This window comes from Lutibacter sp. TH_r2 (assembly GCF_033101135.1).
Taxonomy (GTDB): Bacteria; Bacteroidota; Bacteroidia; order Flavobacteriales; family Flavobacteriaceae; genus Lutibacter.
The window spans coordinates 640952-660961 of record NZ_JAWMPV010000001.1; the positions used below are offsets into that span (position 1 = coordinate 640952).

Sequence of the window (20010 nt, forward strand, 5' to 3'; positions counted from 1 at the left end):
TACATTTTTTTTTAAAAATAAAATTTTAACAACTCTTTAATACTAAAAAAATAGTTTGTAGCGTACTTACATTCAATAGTTAAGTTTAATTTTGTTAAATTCGCCACGATAAAAAATAATTTATGAGTTCATTCAAATTTAGCAAATGGAATTCCATAATAGGATGGATAACTTTTGGAATTGCATTATTAACCTACACATTAACTTTAGAGCCAACTGTTAGTTACTGGGATTGCGGCGAATACATTTCAACAGCTGTAAAATTAGAAGTTGGGCATCCTCCAGGAGCACCTCTATTTCAAATGTTAGGAGCATTTTTTGCTATGTTTTCAACTGATGTAACTGAAATTGCAAAAATGGTAAACTTTATGTCTGCACTTGCAAGTGCTTTCACCATTTTATTTATGTTTTGGACTATTACTATTTTAGCTAAAAAATTAATTAAAAACCCTTCAGAATTAACTCAAAGTAAATCTATAGCAATTTTAGGAAGCGCTTTTGTAGGATCATTAACGTATACATTTTCAGATAGTTTTTGGTTTAGTGCTGTTGAAGGTGAAGTATATGCAATGTCATCATTTCTAATGGCATTACTATTTTGGTTAGGATTGCGCTGGGAAGCAGTAATGCATAAACCAAACGGAAACAAATGGCTACTACTTATTAGTTTTGTTGTTGGGCTTTCATTTGGTGTTCATATTTTATCATTATTAGTAATTCCTTCAATTGTTTTTCTTTATATCTACAAAAATTACAACATCAAAAACTTCAAACTATTTGCAATTGCTAATATTGTTTCTATACTAGTTTTAGCTTTTGTTTTTAAACTTTTATTTCCATATACCTTAAAATATTTTAGCGCATTAGAATTATTTTTTGTGAATTCTATAGGAATGCCTTTTAATTCTGGAAGTATTATTGCTGCTATTTTAATGATTGGTTTATTCTATTTTGGAATTCAATACACACATAAAAAACAAATGGTTGGAGCCAACACTCTAATTCTTTCCGTTTTATTTATAGTTATTGGATTTTCTTCGTGGATAATGCTACCAATTAGAGCCAATGCAAACACTACAATAAACGAAAACAACCCATCAAGTGCTCGAGAATTATTAGCATATTACAATCGTGAACAATATGGAGATGCCAATGTTTTTTATGACACGTATTATTCTGTTGCTTTTAACCGAGAACAAGACAAAAAAAATCCAACTAAAGACGAAAAACCTAAATATGAAAAAGATTTTAAAACTGGTAAATACGTTATAGTAAATAATTATAAAGATGCGCTACCTAACTGGAGTAGCAAACATAAAGGTTTTATTCCAAGAATGGTAAGTCCATCTCCAGGAGTAATTAAAAATTACAAAGCAATTGCAGGAATCCCTGAAAATAGTAAACGTAGACCAACATTTGGAGAGAACATAAAATTTATGATTGATTTCCAGTTTGGATATATGTATGGACGCTATTTTATGTGGAATTTTGTTGGAAGACAAAACGATGAACAAGGCAATTTAGACCTTGAAAATGGAAATTGGTTAAGCGGTATTCAGTTTTTAGATGAATTTAGACTAGGACCACAAAGTAATCTTCCTTCAGAAGTAAAAAACAATAAAGGTAGAAACACCTACTATTTTTTACCTTTTATTTTAGGAATTATTGGATTGCTATTTCATATTAAAAAAGATTTAAAAAACTTTTATGTTTTACTGCTCTTTTTTGCTTTTACTGGTTTAGCAATTATTTTCTATACAAATCCAAAACCTTTTGAACCACGAGAAAGAGATTATGCAGTTGTGGGATCCTTTTACATTTTTGCCATTTGGGTTGGATTTGGAGTATTAGCACTTTATGAATATTTGAAAAAATACACTAACAAAAAAACTGTTGCAATAGCAGTAACTGTAATTTCATTTTTAGCAGTTCCAACATTAATGGCATCTGAAAATTGGGACGATCATGATCGCTCAAATAGATATACTTCACATTTAAATGCTAAAGCTTATATAGATTCATGTGCAGAGAATGCCATTATGTTTACTATTGGTGATAACGACACTTTTCCATTATGGTATATGCAAGAAGTTGAAAATTATAGAACCGATATTAAATTGGTAAACACCAGTCTTTTTCAAACCGATTGGTATATAGACCAAATGAAACGAAAAACATACAAAGCAGATCCAATTCCTTCACAATTAACACATGATAAATACAAACTAGGATCATTAGATGTTGCTTATTATTTTGAAGAAATTATTCCTCAATTAAAAGATTCTGTTGTTACAATAGATTATTTAATGAAATGGATTGAAAGCGATAATAAAATAACTTTTTATGATTTGGATGATGATGGTAACCCTGAAAAAATTCTACCTTCAAACAAAATTAGAATCCCTGTTAATAAGGAAACTGTTCTAAAAAATGGAATTGTTGCTCAAAAAGATGCCGATTTAATTGTGCCTTATATCGATATTAATTTTGGAAGTTCACTTACCAAAAATCGTATTTTAATGTTAGATATTATTGCAAATAATAATTGGGAAAAACCAATTTATTTTACAGGTGGAGCACAAGCCGCTGAAGAATATATTTGGATGAAAGATTATTTACAACTCGATGGAATGGCCTACAGATTAGTTCCAATTAAAACACCTACCGATGGTAATTTCTTTGAAATGGGACGCGTAAATACAGATATTATGTATAACAATATTAAAAACTGGGATTGGCGTAATATTACAGATGATAATATTTATTTAGACCCTGAAACTCGTAAAAATTCAGTTTCGTACAGAAATAATATGGAGCGTTTAGCTAAAGCATTACTATATGAAAAACAATTTGACAAGGCTGAAGAAATAATTGATATATCTATAGAAAAAATGCCAATAGATAAATTTGGACATTACAGCATGGTAATACCTTACGTAGATTTATATTACGCATTAAACAAAAAAGAGAAAGCTCAAAAATTAATCGAAGACTTAAAAATTCCTATTCAAGAAAAACTAACTTATTACAGTCAGTTTGAGAACCAAGATTTTGAAGCCGTGTATAACCAAGTGGAGAGAAACTTATTAATGTATGATCAATTAATAAAAACCGCAATTCAGTATGATGATGAAAGTTACGCAACTTTATTAAAAGATGAGTATATTAGTTATTTAAGATTATTTGTTCCTGATGAAGAATAAATTGAAAAAATATTTAGTTAAAACTCCAACAATTGTAAAACTTATTTTTAATAAATGGGATTGGAGTTTTTCTAAAAATGATAAATCAATTTATTTAACTTTTGACGATGGTCCAACTCCAGAAATTACTGATTGGGTTTTAACCGAACTTAAAAAAGTAAATGCAAAAGCTACGTTTTTTTGTATTGGAAAAAACATTAAGCAACATCCTTCTATCTTTAATAAAATAGCTTTAGAAGGCCATTCTATCGGTAACCACACTAACAACCATTTAAAAGCAACTAAAACTAAAGAATCGGAATATTTACAGAATGTTTTATTAGCCGAAAATGAAATACACAAATATTTAAAAACAGATTCTCAAAATTTTAAATTATTTAGACCTCCATACGGAAAATTAAGTTTAAGAACTGGAAAAAAACTTCGCAAAAAAGGTTTTAAAATAATAATGTGGGATGTGTTAAGTGCCGATTTTGACACTGAAATATCCAAAGAAAAATGTTTACGTAACGTAATTAAAAATACAGAGAATGGTAGCGTTATTGTATTTCACGATAGTGTAAAAGCTTCTGAAAAAGTTAAATTTGTACTACCTCAAATTTTAGATTATTATACAGCCAAAGGTTATTTATTTAAAGCAATTGCTTAAAAATACTGTTGCACTAAACCAATTAATGTATTTGCATCTTGATCTCCAGATTGACGCCATTTCATTTCTCCATCTTTATAAATAATAAATGTTGGATTTCCTTTTATTCGAAGAGCATTAGCTAAAATTTCGTTTTTCTCTATGTCTATTTTTATAACTTTAGCTTTATCGCCTAGAGCTGCAGCAACATCTCGCAATGTACCATGAACATTATCAGTAGTTTCTTCCCATTCCGTGTAAAAATCTATTAATACTGGAATTTCCGAACTTATTAACTCTCCAAATTTAGTCATACTAGCTCATTTTTTAGAATAAATCCTTTACTTAAAAGCACTTAACTATTACAAATGTAACATTTTAATTGAATAAAGACAACTATAACAATTTAGGCAACTTTTAGCTAATCAAATCAATTTGCCTATCATGGTAACCTAAAAGATACAACACTCCATCTAAACCAATACTCGAAATAGAACTTTGTGCATTATCTTTTACCTTTGGCTTTGCATGAAATGCAATACCTAAACCGGCAACATTTAGCATTGCTAAATCATTAGCGCCATCTCCAACTGCTATGGTTTGTCCAATATCTATCCTTTCATTTTTAGCAATTTCTCGAAGATATTCAGCCTTTTTAGCTCCATCAACAATTTCGCCAAGGTAATTACCTGTTAATTTACCATCAACAATTTCTAATTGATTAGCATACACGTAATCCATACCTAATTCTTTTTGCAAATAATGTCCAAAATAAGTAAATCCTCCAGACAAGATAGCTGTTTTAAACCCATAATTTTTAAGCGCATCTATTAAGCGTCTTGCACCTTTAGTAATAGGTAAATTAACCGCAATTTCTTGTAAAACATCTTCACTTAAACCTTCTAAAAGTTTCATTCTTTTTTTAAAACTTTCTTTAAAGTCAATTTCTCCATTCATAGCAGATTCCGTAATAGCTTTTACTTGCTCACCAACACCTGCACGTTCTGCTAATTCATCAATAACTTCAGTTTGAATTAAAGTTGAATCCATATCAAAACACACTAAACGCCTGTTTCTTCTAAAAATATTATCTTCTTGAAATGCAATATCTACATCTAAATCTTGAGAAATTTTCATAAATTTTTCCGTAAAATCAGATTTACAATCAATTTTACCTCTTATAGATAATTGTATAGATGCTCTTGGATAATCCTCTTCTGTTACCAACGATAAACGACCTGTAAGCCTTTTAATGGAATCAATATTCAAGTTTTTCTCCGAAATAATTTTTGTTACTTCAGATATTTGTTTTGCTTCTAACTTTTCTCCTAAAATGGTAACAATATACCTATCTTTACCTTGAAGCGTAACCCATTTCTCGTAATTATCAAGAGAAATTGGATGAAATTTTGCTGTAATGCCTAACTCGTAAGATTTAAACAATAAATCCTTGAGTACAGCTGCAGATTTCTCTCCAGATTGAATTTCAAACATCATACCTAATGATAAAGTATCATGAATATTTGCTTGACCAATATCTAAAATTTTTGCTCCGTAAGCTGATAAAACTCCAGTTAATGCTGATGTTAAACCTGGTTTATCTTGACCTGATATATTTAATAAGTAAATTTCTGTTGCCATAATTAATTTAATGTGTGAAATTGATAATTTTTTTGAAAACAACCAAACAGTTTATCTTTAAATTATTATCAATTATCCTAATTTCACATTTTTAAGCATAAAATTAATTAATTAACAATTTTTAGTTTTTTTAATAGAGTTTTAAATTCCATAGAACAACCACTAATCTTTCATCTTTTTCAAAGTAATTACCGAAATTTCAGGCCAAATACCAACCCTACCTGGAAAAGCTAAAAACCCAAAACCTCTATTTACATTTATATATCTATTATACTCTTTATAAATACCTGCCCAATGCTTGTAGATATATTGAACAGGACTCCATTTTATACCTGGAATTTCAATACCAAATTGCATTCCATGTGTATGTCCACTCAAAGTTAAATGATAATTATCTTCATGCTTTTTCACTTCACTTTCCCAATGCGAAGGATCGTGACTCATTAAAATTTTAAAATCTTCTTTTTTAATGTTTTCTGAAGCTTTTTTTAAATCACCTGCTTTTTTAAAACGAGTTCCCCAATTCTCAACACCTACTAATGCTATTTTTTCACCATTTTTTTTAAGATATCTACTTTCATTAAGCAATAAATCAAATCCAATTTTAGGGTGAATATCTTTTATTGCTTGAAAATTTTGCTCTTTTTCTTCTGAATTATTCCATCTCACATATTCTCCATAATCATGGTTTCCTAATACCGAATACTTCCCTTCTTTAGCTTGTATTCTATTAAAATAAGGAATCCAATTGTCCATTTCGTCAGCAATATTATTTACCAAATCACCTGTAAATAAAACCACATCTGATTCTTGTTCATTAATTAAATCTATTCCATAAGAAATTTTTTCAGGGTTATCAAAACTTCCACTGTGTATATCTGACAAGTGGGTTATTTTAAAACCATCAAAAGCTTCTGGTAAATCATTAAAAAATAAGGTATGTTTTACAACTTGGTAGTTATATTTTCCACGCATCATTCCATAAATAGTTGAAGCAAATGGAATTGCTGCTAGACCTAATGCAACTTTACTCACAAAAGCTCTTCTACTAGGAATAAAAGTAGCATCAGAAGAAGACATTAAATTAAAAACAGATTTTATAATTCTAATAATATCTTCTGCTAACATTGAAAAAGCCATCACAATTTTAGGTACTCCTAACAAAATAAATAGCCCAATTGCAAACATTACACGCTGTGAAATTCCATGTGTATCTCTTTGAGAAAATTGAAAAAATAAATTAGCAATGACACCAATTGAAATTAACCAATAAACCAAGTAAATCCATTTATTTTTGGTGAGAGTTCTTACACTTTGAAAAGCATAAAAATCTATTAGTAATATTACCGATGTAAAAATAAAAAGTCGAAGCATGTTTCAAATTTATATTTTTATTTGAAACTACACTTCTACAAGTTTTTATTTAAGAAGCTTTTAACAGTTTACCATTTAGAATATTCTTCATTACTTCCATCACTATCAATTTGGTAATGGAAATCTAATTCCAATATTTGAACTTCATTATTAAAAGTATCAGATCCATCGTCACCATCTCTATAAACTCTACATACTAGCATGCTAGACAATGTTTTACCTGTACCTGTAATAATTGGAAGAGCTGTTAAATTATGATTATAAGCAGTATTAGCGTCACCTTTAGTTATTGTTGAAGATGAAATTATTGTTGGATTAGAAAATACATCTCCTACATTAGACCAAGTGTATTCTAATGCCCATTTAACATTACCTGAACTTCCAACTTTTGTTGTCCAATGAACATGTGGATAAATATCTGAACCTTCTTTCCAACCATGTGGCATTTGAACTACAAAATAAAGCTCTTCTTCTACATTATGGGAAAATGACCATAACCACACTCCTTGCGTTCCATTCTCCTTAAATTCCAACCATTCAGGTTGGTTACTACTTCCTTTATTTGTAGCATTCATTGGCACCTTTAAATCATCCCATCTAGTTGCCTCACCTTCGTAGCTTAAAGATCCATCAGTTGTAACTTTCGTATAATTACCACTCATACTATCTCCCATAATCACCACTCCATTAGCATTAATTTTCATACGTTCAGTACCTGATGTTGTGAAATTTATTTCATCGATATCTGGAGTTTTTTCTACTTCAATTTTTGTATCTCCATCGGCATCTACAAAATTATTTGTAGATGATTCTGCAGCCAACTCTTGCCAACTTGTAGTGTAAAACCAAAAAGAACTAGTTGTTGTATCAAAAACTAACAAACCATTAACAGGTGTAGCTATTGCTCCTCTTTGTAAGGTTGTCATTCTCGGAATTAACACTCCTTTTGATGTTGATTGAATATCTAACATTGATGAAGCTTCTGGATTGGTTGTTCCAATTCCAACTTGCGCTTGAGTGCTAATTCCTAAAACAACAATAAACAATATTTGTAGGGAAATATTTTTCATAATATTTTTTTTAAAATTTATTTTATAATTAAATTCATTGCGTTTAAAGTACAATCTGCAGCAGCTGATTTATTTTCAACCCACAACTCTACATAATCATTTGGAGCTAACAACACGGTTCCCATTATAGTAGCTGCACCAACGTCTCCACTATTTGCAATTTTATTTTCAACATATATAGAAGGTTCCTTTACTCCATTTTTATAAATATAAAATGCATATACATCATTTCTACCTCCGTATAATGAAAAAGTAGCTGTTACTTCAAAATATCTTGTTTTTGTACCTGTATAGCGTAGTCGGTTATTTTGAGAGCCAGTATCAACCCTAAATAAGTTTGCCGCCGTTGTTATTCCACTAACTTTTGTTGGAACATCTTTTGAAGTAATATTAGTTGTATTAGTACTATTTATATAAATTGAACCTGTTGCAACATCATCTTTTTCTGTAATTAAACCCGTTGACTCTACCTCCCATTCTTTAGAAAAAGTACCTGATGTTCTAGTTCCTGTTCCTGTAAAAGCAACAGAGTTTATAGTTGCTCTGCTCGAAATACTAGTAACCCCATTTACATCTAAATCTGTAGAGCCCGACAAGGATTGTGTCATACCACCCGATATGTAAATCTTATCAAAATCTCCAATTAATTTGGTAAATGTGCCTGTATTTGATGAAAACCAACCTTGATCTTCCAAAAATATTTTTGAATTGTTTGAATAAGTTACACCATTATTATTATTAATAAAATTTATTAAATTCATTAAAACCACGTTGTAACCAGAAATGCTTCCTACTGAAGCAAAAGAAGAAACATAACAATCTCTAAATATAAGAGATAACGTTTTGGTTGCATCATTTAAATTAAATAAATTTTTACCTGAACTACCAACTAATGTTAGATTTTTGACTACACCACCTTTTGTTCCTGATAATAATGCTCCAGAACCAGTAAATATTAACATATCACTTCCTATATCTCTACCTTCTAAAACACAACCATTTAATTCTATTGTATTTGGTATTGCTATAGCTCCATTTATTTCATATAGGGTTCCAGGTGTTAAAGTAATTACCCCACCTGAAGGAGCAGGTAAATCAGCTGATGAGGTCACTAAAACATAATTATTTCGATAATTATCATTAGATTCTACAATTGACCAAGTACTATTGTTATAAAAGTTGAATTTATCTAAATCGGTATCATACACCATTAAACCCTCCGCCGGTGAACTAATAGCATTTTTTTGGGCTGTAGTCATTCTAGGAATTAACAAACCCTTTGTTGTAGAATGTATATCTAGCATAGATGAAGCATTAGGATTAACTGTGCCAATACCAACCTGTGCATGAATATTACAAACTACCGCTAGTATAAAAAATAATTGTAGGGATATATTTTTCATATTTTATATTTTTAATATTTTATAAATTTCTTTTTTATTTTCTGACATTACTTTTACATAGTAAAGTCCATTACTTAAATTAAAGGGAATTTTAATTTTTGAACTTGAGTTTAATTGTTTGCTTTGCTTATAAACAATTTGCCCAATATTATTATAAACTTCTACTGCATTTAATTTAATTTGCCTAGAGTTAAGCAATATAATATTTGAACTTGTAGAATTATAATATACATTTAAAAACAATTCTTGAATATTATCAACTAAAAGTACATTTTCAACAAAAACCAGTTTAAATCTATCTAAATAACTACCTGTAGGAAGTTCTATGTTATATTCTGCTTGATTTAAGTTATAGATTGTTCCTGAAAACACATCTTTTAAAAACACATCCTGTGAAAAATTTTCAACACCATCCAACATAATTTTATGCGCCCCCTCTTCACTCATAATTAAACCTAAATCAAACTCTAAACTTTCGTTAAAAGCACCAACACCTTGTATCACATATTTTTTTTCCAAATCATTATCAATAATAAAAAATAATTCATCTTCTCTTTCTCCAGACATTAAAGCATCATAACCTACATTATAATTTAAATTTGCATCAGGAGAATTAGGTAAAAAACCTAAAGCTATTTGCCTATGAAAATTTTCTGGATCTTCGTATCCAATTCTAACAACACTATTTTCTTCTGTTACTTTAGATTCAGTTGATTTGTAATGAATTGACTCTCCTGAACCTTCTGTTTTAAAAACTCTTAAAGAGTTATCAAATACAATTGAACCATTTGCTGTTGTATCCATAAAAAAACCTTGACCAACTGCAATGTATTGGGTTGGAGAAGTTGTATTTGCAGACCCAAGTCCAGCTTCGGATGGATTTACTGATGCAGAAACACCCGTTGTTAAATTTCTGGTTGCATATCCTCCTAAATAATCAGATCTATAATGATTTGTTGAACCTCCTTCAACCCAGAAATACAAAGTACCATCAAATAGTGATAAATTATTTGAAATAAATTTACTTGCATCTATTGCGCTTGGATATGGATTTCCAAATAAATTTGATTCCCCTGCTCCTACTGTAAAAGAATAAGTTCCATCATTAGGTTCTCCTTTAAACACATAATTTTGAGATGAATTAGCAGTATTAGTACCTTTCATTAAATAGCCTTCTCCAGGTAATAAATTACTGTTTTCATCAATTTTGATCCAATCAGCATATTCACCTGTACTTCCTCTTGAGAATTTATAAAGCCATCTTGAACTTATAGATAATGGAGTAATTACATTTCCACTACCATCAGTTAAAGCTTCTGAACCCTCTAAAGAGCCCGAATTAAATAATACTTGCTGTGAACTAAATGGGTTAATATCAGAGTCAGTCCCATCAAAAAGTACTCCATTTAAAGAATATGAACCACCATTATTAACTGGAGAGGACCAATGATTATAACCATAAGCTGAAGCATACCCTTGCTGATCTTTATGCAACAAACCACTAATAGAAGTATTTGCATTTGAACCTGTATGTGTTTGAATTAATTGCGCATCACCAACAAGTCTTAAATCTCCATCATCTAAATTAACTGAATTTTCTATATATAAACCAAAATTATCAACAACTGAAACTCCTAACGTTCCAGTTGTAGACATATCGGTTTTTAAATTATAAAAATTAACTTGGTTTGAGCTCCCAGAAATTGTTTGAATCTTATTAGTAGAACTAATAAAACTAACTGTTCCTGCAGTAGATTTAGTTGTTCCATTATTTATAAAATTACTCTCTAAATACAAATCACCATTACAATAATGCGTTGCTCCCAAATTATTTGTATATTCTTCACCAAAATACACATCAGTTGCTTCTTGAATTTTTAAAACACCTTGATTAAATACTTGAGAATTCAAATATGAGATAGAAAAAAATAATATGATTACAAAAAATATTTTTTGTCTCATAACTTGTAGGGAATTGAAGTTTATGGTGTAAATTTACAATTCATTTATGTTTTTTTGTATGATAAAAATCATACACCTAAAACTAAAAACACATATAAACAGTAAATAAACACATATAAAAAACATATTAAATTAAATAAATGGTTAAAAAAAGACTTTTCCTTTTAGACGCTTATGCACTTATTTTTAGAGGCTATTATGCTTTAATAAAAAACCCAAGAATCAATTCAAAAGGAATGGATACTTCCGCTATTTTGGGTTTCACAAATTCGCTATTAGATGTAATTAGACGTGAAAAACCAGATCATTTAGCCGTAGCCTTTGACAAAGGCGGTTCAGATTTACGAAATGATTTATTTCCTGAATACAAATCAAACCGACAAGAAACTCCTGAAGCCATAAAAATTGCTGTTCCATACATTCATAAAATATTAAAAGCCATGCATATTCCAATTATTGAAGAAGCTGGTTTTGAAGCTGATGATTTAATAGGAACACTCTCCAAACAAGCCGAAAAAGAAGGTTATCAAACATTTATGGTAACTCCAGACAAGGATTTTGCGCAATTAGTTTCTGAAAATATTTTTATGTACAAACCATCTAGAATGGGAAATGGTATTGAAATTTGGGGAATTCCAGAAGTGCAAGCCAAGTTTGAAGTAGAGAAACCAGAACAAGTAATTGATTATTTAGGTATGATGGGAGATGCTGTAGATAATATTCCAGGCTTACCAGGTGTTGGCGATAAAACTGCTAAAAAGTTTTTGAAACAATATGGAAGCATGGAAAACCTTTTTGAGAATACACATGAGCTAAAAGGTAAAATGAAAGAAAAAGTTGAAGCAAATAAAGAACTTGGATTACTTTCAAAAAAATTAGCTACTATTTTATTAGATTGCCCAGTTACTTTTGATGAAAAGGATTACGAATTAAATCATCCAGATTTTGAAAAAGTAGATGAAGTTTTTAAAGAATTAGAATTTAGACGCGCTTCTGAACAATTCAATAAACTTTTTAATAAACCGATTCCAACAACTGAAAATAAAAATCTAGAAACTACTTCAGAAAAACCAAAACAAACTGCCACCTCTTCTGGACAACAATTCGACTTATTTGCTACTCCACAAGAAACTAAAAACACTACAGGTTATAAAACTGTTGAAAGTAAAGAACAAGTATATCAATTTATAAACACCTCTTTCGCTAGAAGCCTATTATTAAAAAATTTACTAAAACAAACTTCTGTTGCATTTCATATAGAAACTATTGGGACTAACGCCTTTGAAAGTCAAATTATTGGAATTTCATTTTCATATGCTAAAAATAGTGGCTATTATATTTCAATTGAAGAAAAGGAACAACAAGAAATTCTCAATGAATTTAAGCCTTTTTTTGAAAACGAAAATATTGAAAAAATAGGTAATGAGTTAAAAGACTACATCAAAATTCTTCATAATTTTAATACAAACTTAAAAGGAATTATTTTCGATGTTAAACTAGCACATTATTTATTACATCCAGATATGCGACACGATTTAAATGTGTTAGCTGAAACCTATTTAAACTACCAACCAATTACTTTAGAATCGTTAATTGGAAAAGGTAAAAACAAGTTAACCATATCGCAAATTGAAATAAAAAAACAAGCCAATTACACTATAGAACTAACAGATATTACATTTCAATTAAAACAATTATTTGAGAAAAATTTAGAAGAAAAAAGTCTTACAAAATTATATACCAAAATTGAATTACCACTATTAAAAGTACTGGCTTCTATGGAGTTAGAAGGAATTAAAATGGACGCTATCTTTTTAAATTCACTTTCCGAAGAATTATCTTCAGATATTAAAAAACTAGAAGATACCATATATAAAGAAGCTGAAATTGAATTTAATTTAGCTTCACCAAAACAATTAGGTGATGTGCTTTTTGAACATTTAAAACTAGTTGATAAACCAAAAAAAACCAAAACTGGGCAATACGCCACAGGTGAAGAAATACTATCTAAATTAGCTCCAAAACATACCATTGTTCAAGAAATTTTAGATTGGCGTGGATTGGTAAAATTGAAAAACACCTATGTAGATGCCTTACCAAACGAAGTAAACAAAGTAACTGGAAGAATCCATACAACATTCAGTCAATCAGTTGCCGCAACAGGTCGTTTAAGTTCAAACAATCCAAATCTGCAAAACATTCCTATCAGAACTGAAAGAGGAAAACAAGTTAGAAAAGCATTTGTACCTAGAGATGAAAACTATACGTTACTCGCTGCCGATTATTCGCAAATTGAATTACGAATTATTGCTGCCTTAAGTAAAGACGAAAGTATGATAGAATCTTTTAATAAAGGATTAGATATTCACGCAGCAACAGCTGCAAAAATCTACAATATTCCATTAGAAGATGTTACTCGCAACCAACGTGGTGATGCCAAAGCGGTAAACTTTGGGATAATTTACGGACAAGGTGCTTTTACATTAGCACAACAGTTAAATAAATCTAGAGCTGAAGCCAAAGAATTGATAGACAATTATTATGAAACATTCCCTAAACTAAAACAATACATTGCAAGTCAAATAGATTTAGCTAGAGACCAAGGCTATGTGGAAACAGTTTTAGGAAGAAGACGTTATTTAAAAAATATCAATTCACAAAACGCCATTGTTAGAAGCGCCGATGAAAGAAATGCTGTTAACGCACCAATTCAAGGAAGCGCAGCTGATATTATTAAAATAGCAATGATTAATATTCAGAAAAAATTAACCGAAGGCAACTACCAATCTAAAATGCTTTTACAAGTACATGATGAATTGGTTTTTGACATGTATAATTCGGAAAAAGAAAAGATAAAAAACCTGATTAAAAACGAAATGGAAAATGCATTTAAATTATCCGTACCATTAACAGTTGATTTAGGAGAAGGACAACATTGGTTAGAAGCACATTAGGTAGTTTTTACAAGCAGTATTTCAATATTAAAAATAACTTTAAATTTTATAACAAATTCACTATTTGAAATTAAATTTATTAGTTGTACATTTGCACTCCCTTTTTAGGGATTAAAAATAAATGTTTAACTATAACAAAGAATTTAATTGTGAGTAAATTAAGTTACAAAACAGTATCAGCAAATAAAGCTACCGCAAACAAAGAGTGGTTAGTAGTTGATGCAGACGGCCAAACGTTGGGTCGTCTAGCTTCTAAAGTAGCAATGCTAATTAGAGGTAAATACAAACCAAATTACACTCCTCACGTAGATTGTGGAGACAATGTAGTGGTTATCAACGCGGAAAAAATAAACTTAACTGGTAAAAAGTGGACTGACAAATCATATATCCGTCACACAGGTTATCCAGGAGGTCAAAGATCGTTAACTGCTGTAGAAATGTTCGAAAAAGAACCTACTCGTTTAATCGAAAAAGCAGTAAAAGGAATGTTACCAAAAAACAAATTAGGTAGCGCTCTTTACAGAAATTTATATGTATATGCTGGTACAGAGCACAATCAAGAAGCTCAACAACCAAAAGCTATTAACTTAAACGATCTTAGATAATGAGTACAATTCACAAAATAGGGAGAAGAAAAACAGCCGTTGCTCGTGTATATGTTACTGAAGGAACTGGGAAAATTACTGTTAACAAAAAAGACTTAAACGACTATTTAACAACTGCAACTTTACAATATAAAGTAAAGCAACCATTTATGTTAACTGACAATGTAGATGCATACGATGTTAAAGTAAATGTGTTTGGTGGAGGTGTTACTGGTCAAGCAGAAGCAATAAGACTTGCAATTTCAAGAGTTTTAGTAGAAATTAATGAAGAAAATAGAACTTTATTAAAACCTCACGGGTTACTTACTAGAGATCCAAGAATGGTTGAACGTAAAAAATTCGGTCAAAAGAAAGCAAGAAAAAAATTCCAATTCTCAAAACGTTAATCGTTATTTGGAATTTGTGTACCATTTTTGGTACTTCATTAAAAATAAATATAAACAACAAATTGTTGAAAGTTTAGCATCCAAATAGGTGAGATCGATTAATCGCTACTCATCTATTGCTAATTCAACGGAAAGTAAACTAAAAAATAAAAAATGGCAAACAACATCGAAATTCAAGATTTATTAGATGCTGGTGTACACTTTGGTCACTTAACTAGAAAGTGGGATCCAAATATGGCACCTTACATTTATGGTGAACGCAACGGAGTTCACATTATTGATCTTTACAAAACAGCTGCTAAAATTGATGAAGCTGCTGATGCTCTAAAGAAAATAGCTGCTTCAGGTAGAAAAATTCTTTTTGTAGCAACAAAAAAACAAGCAAAAGAAATTATTTCAACAAAATCATCTAGCGTTAACATGCCTTATATTACAGAGCGTTGGCCTGGTGGAATGTTAACAAACTTTGTTACTATTAGAAAGGCTGTTAAAAAAATGTCTTCTATTGATAGAATGAAGCAAGATGGTTCTTTTGATGCTTTATCTAAAAGAGAAAAATTACAAATCAATCGTCAAAGAGCTAAATTAGAAAAGAATTTAGGTTCTATTTCTGATATGACTCGTTTACCTGGTGCAATTTTTATTGTGGATATTAAAAAAGAGCATATTGCTGTAGCAGAAGCTAAAAAATTAAATATTCCAATTTTTGCAATGGTAGATACTAACTCTGATCCAAGAGGTATTGATTATGTTGTTCCTGCAAACGATGATGCTTCAAAATCAATTGATAAAATTTTAGGTTTTATTACTGATGGTGTTGCTGAAGGTTTAGCTGCAAGAAAAGCTGGTAAAGAAAAAGTTGCTGACGAAGCAAAAACTGAAAAGAAAGTTGCTGCTAAAACTGAAGAAAAAAAATAATTGATTTAACTCAATAAAAAATATATTAAAATGGCGAAAATTACAGCCCAAGAAGTAAACAAATTAAGAAAATCTACCGGAGCTGGTATGATGGACTGTAAAAATGCACTTGTTGAAGCAGAAGGTGATTTTGACAAAGCAATTGAAATCCTTCGTAAAAAAGGACAAAAAGTTGCTGATAAAAGAGCTGATAGAGATTCTTCAGAAGGTGCTGTTATAGCTAAAGTAAATAGTGATGCTACACAAGGTGTTATTATTTCTTTAAACTGTGAAACAGACTTTGTAGCTAAAAATGACAACTTTGTAGCTTTAGCACATGAATTTGCTGCTATTGCAGTAAATACTAATTCAAAAGATGAGTTTTTAGCTGCTGATTTTGGAGGTATGACAGTTGCTGAAAAATTAATTGAGCAAACTGGAGTTATTGGTGAAAAATTAGAAATTGGATCTTTTGAAAAAGTTGAAGGTGGTTTTGTAGGTGCGTATATCCACGCTGGTAACAAAATTGCTGCAGTAACTGCTTTATCTGAAAAGGTAGACGGTGCTGATGTAATTGGAAAAGACGTTTCTATGCAGGTTGCTGCAATGGGAGCTTCAATATTATCATACAAAGATTTTGACCCTGCATATGTTGCTTCTGAAACTGAAGCTAGAATTGCAGTAATTGAAAAAGATAATATTGAGTTAGGAAGATTAGGAAAAACATTGAAAAATGTACCAACTTTTATTTCTAGATCTCAATTAACTGATGAAGTTCTTGCAAAAGCTGAAGCTGATATTAAAGCTGAATTAATTGCTGAAGGTAAGCCAGAAGCTATTTTAGATAGAATTGTTCCTGGAAAATTAGAACGTTTTATTTCTGATAATACCACTCTTGATACAGAGCAATGTTTATTAGATCAAAACTTTATTAAAGATGAAAAAATTACTGTTGCTGATTACGTTGCAAAAGCAGGTGTAGAAGTTACAGGATTTAAAAGAGTTTCTTTAGTTTAAGAAATTCTTAAATTATATCTTATAAAAAAAGCCTCGCTAAATGCGAGGCTTTTTAATTTTATATAGCTAATTACTTTCCTAATTTGTAACCTTTCAACGAAAAAAACAGAATAATAACATAACAAGGTAACAAAATCCAATAACTAGAAGTTGATGCAAAAGCAAGTGCTTCATTTTCCATAAAACCTTCACTTAATAAACTATGTTTTGCTACATCTACTAACCTTCCATAAAGTGGTGTTAAAATAGCTCCACCAGCAATTGCCATAATTAACAATGCAGAACCAGTTTTGGTAAATTTCCCTAATCCATCTAAAGTTAAAGGCCAAACTGCAGGCCAAACCAACGCATTTGCAATACCTAAAGCGGCTACAAATAATACTGATGTAAATCCAGTTGTAACCAATATACAAATGCTAAAAATTATACCCAAAACAGCACTAATCTGTAAAGCAGTATGTTGTTTTAAGTATTTAGGAATTAGAAAAACTCCTAACGCATAAGTACAAACCATTGCCATTAAGGTAAATGTGGTAAAAAACTTTGCTTTTTCAGCAGAAATACCGAGAGAAATCCCGTAAGAAATAATAGTATCACCTGCTATAACTTCTGCCCCAACATATACAAACAAGGTTAATACCCCTAACCACAAATGAGGAAATTGAAATATACTAGTTTTGGAACTTTTACTGTCACTAGACTCACTAATAGGTTCAGCTTCAACATGAGGTAAAGGTGCTTTTCTAATCAACAATCCTAACACAAAAAGTACAACTGCCATTATAATGTATGGCATTACAACACTATCTGCCATAACATCTAAAAGTTTACCTTTTTCTTCAACAGAAACAACACTCAACTTTTCTTTAACTTCATCAATACCAGAAAGTAAAATTGCTCCAAATATAATTGAGCCTAATGCACCTGCAATTTTATTGGCAATTCCCATAATAGCAATTCTTTTTGCTCCACTTTCAATAGGCCCTAAAACTGTTATATATGGATTTGCAGCTGTTTGTAAAATTGTTAAACCTAATCCTTGAATAAAAATACCACTTAAAAACATCCAATAAGTTCTAGCTTCAGCAGCAGGAATAAATACAAGCGAACCTATTGCCATTACAAAAAGACCTAACGACATTCCTTTTCTATAGCCTATTTTCTCTAGAATATAAGATGCTGGTAATGCCATAAAAACATACGAAATATAAAATGCCGAAGCTACTAAATAAGACTGCGCTTCAGTTAATTCATTAATTATTTTCATATATGGAATTAAAGCTCCATTTATCCATGTTACAAATCCAAATATGAAAAAAAGTCCTGCAATAATTAAAATTGGAACTAAATTTTTGTTTTGGGGTACGTTATTTACTGCCATTCAAAATGTAATTTTAAAGAAACTTAAAAATATATCTTTTTTTCTGTTCTAACACTTTTTTTTATCTAAAAGCAATATTTAATCTTTTCATTCAATCATAAAAATCAATTTTTATAAACATTTTCAGTATTTAAACTTCTAAAGTATTTCTTATATTTGCATAACTTTCAAAATAATTATGAGTTACAAAAGAATTTTATTAAAATTAAGTGGTGAAGCTCTAATGGGTGAACGCCAATATGGAATTGACCCAAAAAGATTGAAAGAGTACGCTCTTGAAATCAAAAACATTGTTGATAAAGGTGTTGAAGTAGCCATAGTTATTGGTGGAGGAAACATTTTTAGAGGTGTTGCAGCTGCAAGTAACGGAATGGATCGAGTGCAAGGAGATTATATGGGAATGCTGGCGACTGTAATTAATAGTTTAGCATTACAAAGCGCCCTCGAAGAAGAAGGAATTTTTACTCGATTATTAACAGCAATTAAAATGGAACAAGTTGCTGAACCTTTTATAAAAAGAAGAGCTGTAAGGCATTTAGAAAAAGGTAGAGTTGTTATTTTTGGTGCCGGAACAGGAAACCCTTATTTTACAACTGACACAGCTGCTGTATTAAGAGCAATTGAAGTAGATGCCGAAGTAATTTTAAAAGGAACTCGCGTGGATGGAATCTACACTTCAGATCCTGAAAAAAATGATGATGCTGTAAAATTTGATAGTATAACTTATAAAGATGTTATGAATAAAGGCTTAAAAGTTATGGATATGACTGCCTTTGCTTTAAGTCAAGAAAATAATTTACCTATTGTAGTATTTGATATGAACACCAAAGGAAACCTTGAAAAAGTGGTTTCTGGTGAAAGTATTGGTACACTAGTTGATAAATAATCAATAATTAAAACTTTTCCATTATGAATGAAGAATTAAAATTTATAATCGACAGCACCAAAGAATTAATGCAAAATTCAATTGTGCATTTAGAAAAAGAATTTAGAAATATTAGAGCTGGAAAAGCAAACCCATCAATGTTGGGTAGCGTTTCTGTTGATTATTACGGTGCAAAAACTGCACTTTCACAAGTTGCAAATGTTGGAACTATGGATGCGCACACTATTACAGTTCAACCTTGGGAGAAAAACATGCTTCAAGAAATTGAAAAAGCAATTATGATTGCTAATTTAGGTTTCAACCCAATGAACAATGGTGAAATGATTATTATTAACGTTCCTGCATTAACAGAAGAAAGACGTAAAGAACTTTCTAAACACGCTAAAGCTGAAGCTGAAGTTGCTAAAGTTAGTATTAGAAACGATCGTAGAGAAGCAATGAATGAAATTAAAAAAACAGATGCATCTGAAGATATGAAATCGAATGCTGAAGTTGATATTCAAAAACTTACGGATAAATTTAGTGCTGATGTTGATAGCCTTTACAAAGTAAAAGATGAAGAAATTATGAAAGTTTAACAATCTTCGTTAAACTTATCACAAA

16 protein-coding genes are annotated in these 20010 nt (G+C 30.3%); 9 read left to right on the forward strand and 7 right to left on the reverse strand.

Annotated features, from left to right (window positions below):
- The first annotated feature begins 122 nt into the window (after positions 1–122).
- Positions 123–3203 (forward strand): DUF2723 domain-containing protein, encoded by a 3081-nt coding sequence (locus R3X25_RS02550; protein ID WP_317671541.1) that lies wholly within the window; start codon positions 123–125, stop codon positions 3201–3203.
- Between the two features lies 1 nt (position 3204).
- Positions 3205–3852, forward strand: a complete 648-nt coding sequence (locus tag R3X25_RS02555) for a polysaccharide deacetylase family protein (RefSeq protein WP_317671543.1) — start codon at positions 3205–3207, stop codon at positions 3850–3852.
- Here the strand turns inward: R3X25_RS02555 and R3X25_RS02560 are convergent.
- From R3X25_RS02560 to R3X25_RS02585, 6 genes are all read right to left on the reverse strand, one after another.
- On the reverse strand, positions 3849–4145 hold the full coding sequence (locus R3X25_RS02560; RefSeq protein WP_317671545.1) for a thioredoxin family protein: 297 nt from the start codon (positions 4143–4145) through the stop codon (positions 3849–3851). The two genes, R3X25_RS02555 and R3X25_RS02560, sit on opposite strands and share 4 nt — an antisense overlap.
- Positions 4146–4248: 103 nt before the next feature.
- Positions 4249–5472 carry a phosphoserine phosphatase SerB gene (gene serB, locus R3X25_RS02565; RefSeq protein WP_317671547.1) on the reverse strand — a complete coding sequence of 408 codons (1224 nt, stop codon included), beginning with the start codon at positions 5470–5472 and terminating at the stop codon, positions 4249–4251.
- Between the two features lie 162 nt (positions 5473–5634).
- Complete coding sequence (locus R3X25_RS02570; protein ID WP_317671549.1) at positions 5635–6846, reverse strand: metallophosphoesterase; 1212 nt, start codon at positions 6844–6846, stop codon at positions 5635–5637.
- Positions 6847–6914: 68 nt separating this feature from the next.
- The gene (locus R3X25_RS02575; protein WP_317671551.1) at positions 6915–7916 is read right to left on the reverse strand and encodes a hypothetical protein; all 1002 of its coding nucleotides are present in this window, start codon (positions 7914–7916) and stop codon (positions 6915–6917) included.
- A 17-nt stretch (positions 7917–7933) separates the two neighbouring features.
- The gene (locus R3X25_RS02580; protein WP_317671553.1) at positions 7934–9319 is read right to left on the reverse strand and encodes a hypothetical protein; all 1386 of its coding nucleotides are present in this window, start codon (positions 9317–9319) and stop codon (positions 7934–7936) included.
- Positions 9320–9322: 3 nt separating this feature from the next.
- Complete coding sequence (locus R3X25_RS02585) at positions 9323–11281, reverse strand: T9SS type A sorting domain-containing protein (RefSeq protein WP_317671555.1); 1959 nt, start codon at positions 11279–11281, stop codon at positions 9323–9325.
- Between the two features lie 140 nt (positions 11282–11421).
- On the opposite strand from R3X25_RS02585, the gene polA reads away from it, so the two are divergent.
- The 5 genes from polA to tsf all read left to right on the forward strand — a co-directional run bounded on the left by polA (position 11422) and on the right by tsf (position 17140).
- Positions 11422–14235 (forward strand): DNA polymerase I, encoded by a 2814-nt coding sequence (polA, locus tag R3X25_RS02590; RefSeq protein ID WP_317671557.1) that lies wholly within the window; start codon positions 11422–11424, stop codon positions 14233–14235.
- Between the two features lie 149 nt (positions 14236–14384).
- Positions 14385–14840: a 50S ribosomal protein L13 gene (rplM, locus tag R3X25_RS02595; RefSeq protein WP_317671559.1), complete on the forward strand. Its 456-nt coding sequence runs from the start codon at positions 14385–14387 to the stop codon at positions 14838–14840.
- Complete coding sequence (gene rpsI / locus R3X25_RS02600; protein WP_317671561.1) at positions 14840–15226, forward strand: 30S ribosomal protein S9; 387 nt, start codon at positions 14840–14842, stop codon at positions 15224–15226. Before rplM ends, rpsI begins: the two co-directional genes overlap by 1 nt.
- A 153-nt stretch (positions 15227–15379) precedes the next feature.
- Positions 15380–16144: a 30S ribosomal protein S2 gene (gene rpsB, locus R3X25_RS02605; protein ID WP_317671563.1), complete on the forward strand. Its 765-nt coding sequence runs from the start codon at positions 15380–15382 to the stop codon at positions 16142–16144.
- 30 nt (positions 16145–16174) lie between these two features.
- Positions 16175–17140 carry a translation elongation factor Ts gene (gene tsf, locus R3X25_RS02610; protein ID WP_317671565.1) on the forward strand — a complete coding sequence of 322 codons (966 nt, stop codon included), beginning with the start codon at positions 16175–16177 and terminating at the stop codon, positions 17138–17140.
- A gap of 70 nt (positions 17141–17210) precedes the next feature.
- Here tsf and R3X25_RS02615 read toward each other — a convergent pair whose 3' ends face one another.
- On the reverse strand, positions 17211–18521 hold the full coding sequence (locus R3X25_RS02615) for a sugar MFS transporter (protein ID WP_317671567.1): 1311 nt from the start codon (positions 18519–18521) through the stop codon (positions 17211–17213).
- A gap of 178 nt (positions 18522–18699) precedes the next feature.
- Here R3X25_RS02615 and pyrH point away from each other — a divergent pair, with 178 nt between their 5' ends.
- Entirely contained in the window at positions 18700–19407 is a 708-nt protein-coding gene (gene pyrH, locus R3X25_RS02620) for a UMP kinase (protein ID WP_317671569.1), read from the forward strand.
- A 23-nt stretch (positions 19408–19430) separates the two neighbouring features.
- On the forward strand, positions 19431–19985 hold the full coding sequence (gene frr / locus R3X25_RS02625; RefSeq protein WP_317671571.1) for a ribosome recycling factor: 555 nt from the start codon (positions 19431–19433) through the stop codon (positions 19983–19985).
- Positions 19986–20010 lie beyond the last annotated feature (25 nt).

What these genes read in the sequence shown, in the direction of transcription:
- R3X25_RS02560 (WP_317671545.1), bottom strand. Translation starts at nt 4,145, where the DNA reads ATGACTAAATTTGGAGAGTTAATAAGTTCGGAAATTCCAGTATTAATA.
- tsf (WP_317671565.1), top strand. Translation starts at nt 16,175, where the DNA reads ATGGCGAAAATTACAGCCCAAGAAGTAAACAAATTAAGAAAATCTACC.
- R3X25_RS02570 (WP_317671549.1), bottom strand. Translation starts at nt 6,846, where the DNA reads ATGCTTCGACTTTTTATTTTTACATCGGTAATATTACTAATAGATTTT.
- frr (WP_317671571.1), top strand. Translation starts at nt 19,431, where the DNA reads ATGAATGAAGAATTAAAATTTATAATCGACAGCACCAAAGAATTAATG.
- R3X25_RS02615 (WP_317671567.1), bottom strand. Translation starts at nt 18,521, where the DNA reads ATGGCAGTAAATAACGTACCCCAAAACAAAAATTTAGTTCCAATTTTA.
- R3X25_RS02585 (WP_317671555.1), bottom strand. Translation starts at nt 11,281, where the DNA reads ATGAGACAAAAAATATTTTTTGTAATCATATTATTTTTTTCTATCTCA.
- polA (WP_317671557.1), top strand. Translation starts at nt 11,422, where the DNA reads ATGGTTAAAAAAAGACTTTTCCTTTTAGACGCTTATGCACTTATTTTT.
- R3X25_RS02550 (WP_317671541.1), top strand. Translation starts at nt 123, where the DNA reads ATGAGTTCATTCAAATTTAGCAAATGGAATTCCATAATAGGATGGATA.
- rpsB (WP_317671563.1), top strand. Translation starts at nt 15,380, where the DNA reads ATGGCAAACAACATCGAAATTCAAGATTTATTAGATGCTGGTGTACAC.
- pyrH (WP_317671569.1), top strand. Translation starts at nt 18,700, where the DNA reads ATGAGTTACAAAAGAATTTTATTAAAATTAAGTGGTGAAGCTCTAATG.
- rpsI (WP_317671561.1), top strand. Translation starts at nt 14,840, where the DNA reads ATGAGTACAATTCACAAAATAGGGAGAAGAAAAACAGCCGTTGCTCGT.
- R3X25_RS02575 (WP_317671551.1), bottom strand. Translation starts at nt 7,916, where the DNA reads ATGAAAAATATTTCCCTACAAATATTGTTTATTGTTGTTTTAGGAATT.
- R3X25_RS02580 (WP_317671553.1), bottom strand. Translation starts at nt 9,319, where the DNA reads ATGAAAAATATATCCCTACAATTATTTTTTATACTAGCGGTAGTTTGT.
- serB (WP_317671547.1), bottom strand. Translation starts at nt 5,472, where the DNA reads ATGGCAACAGAAATTTACTTATTAAATATATCAGGTCAAGATAAACCA.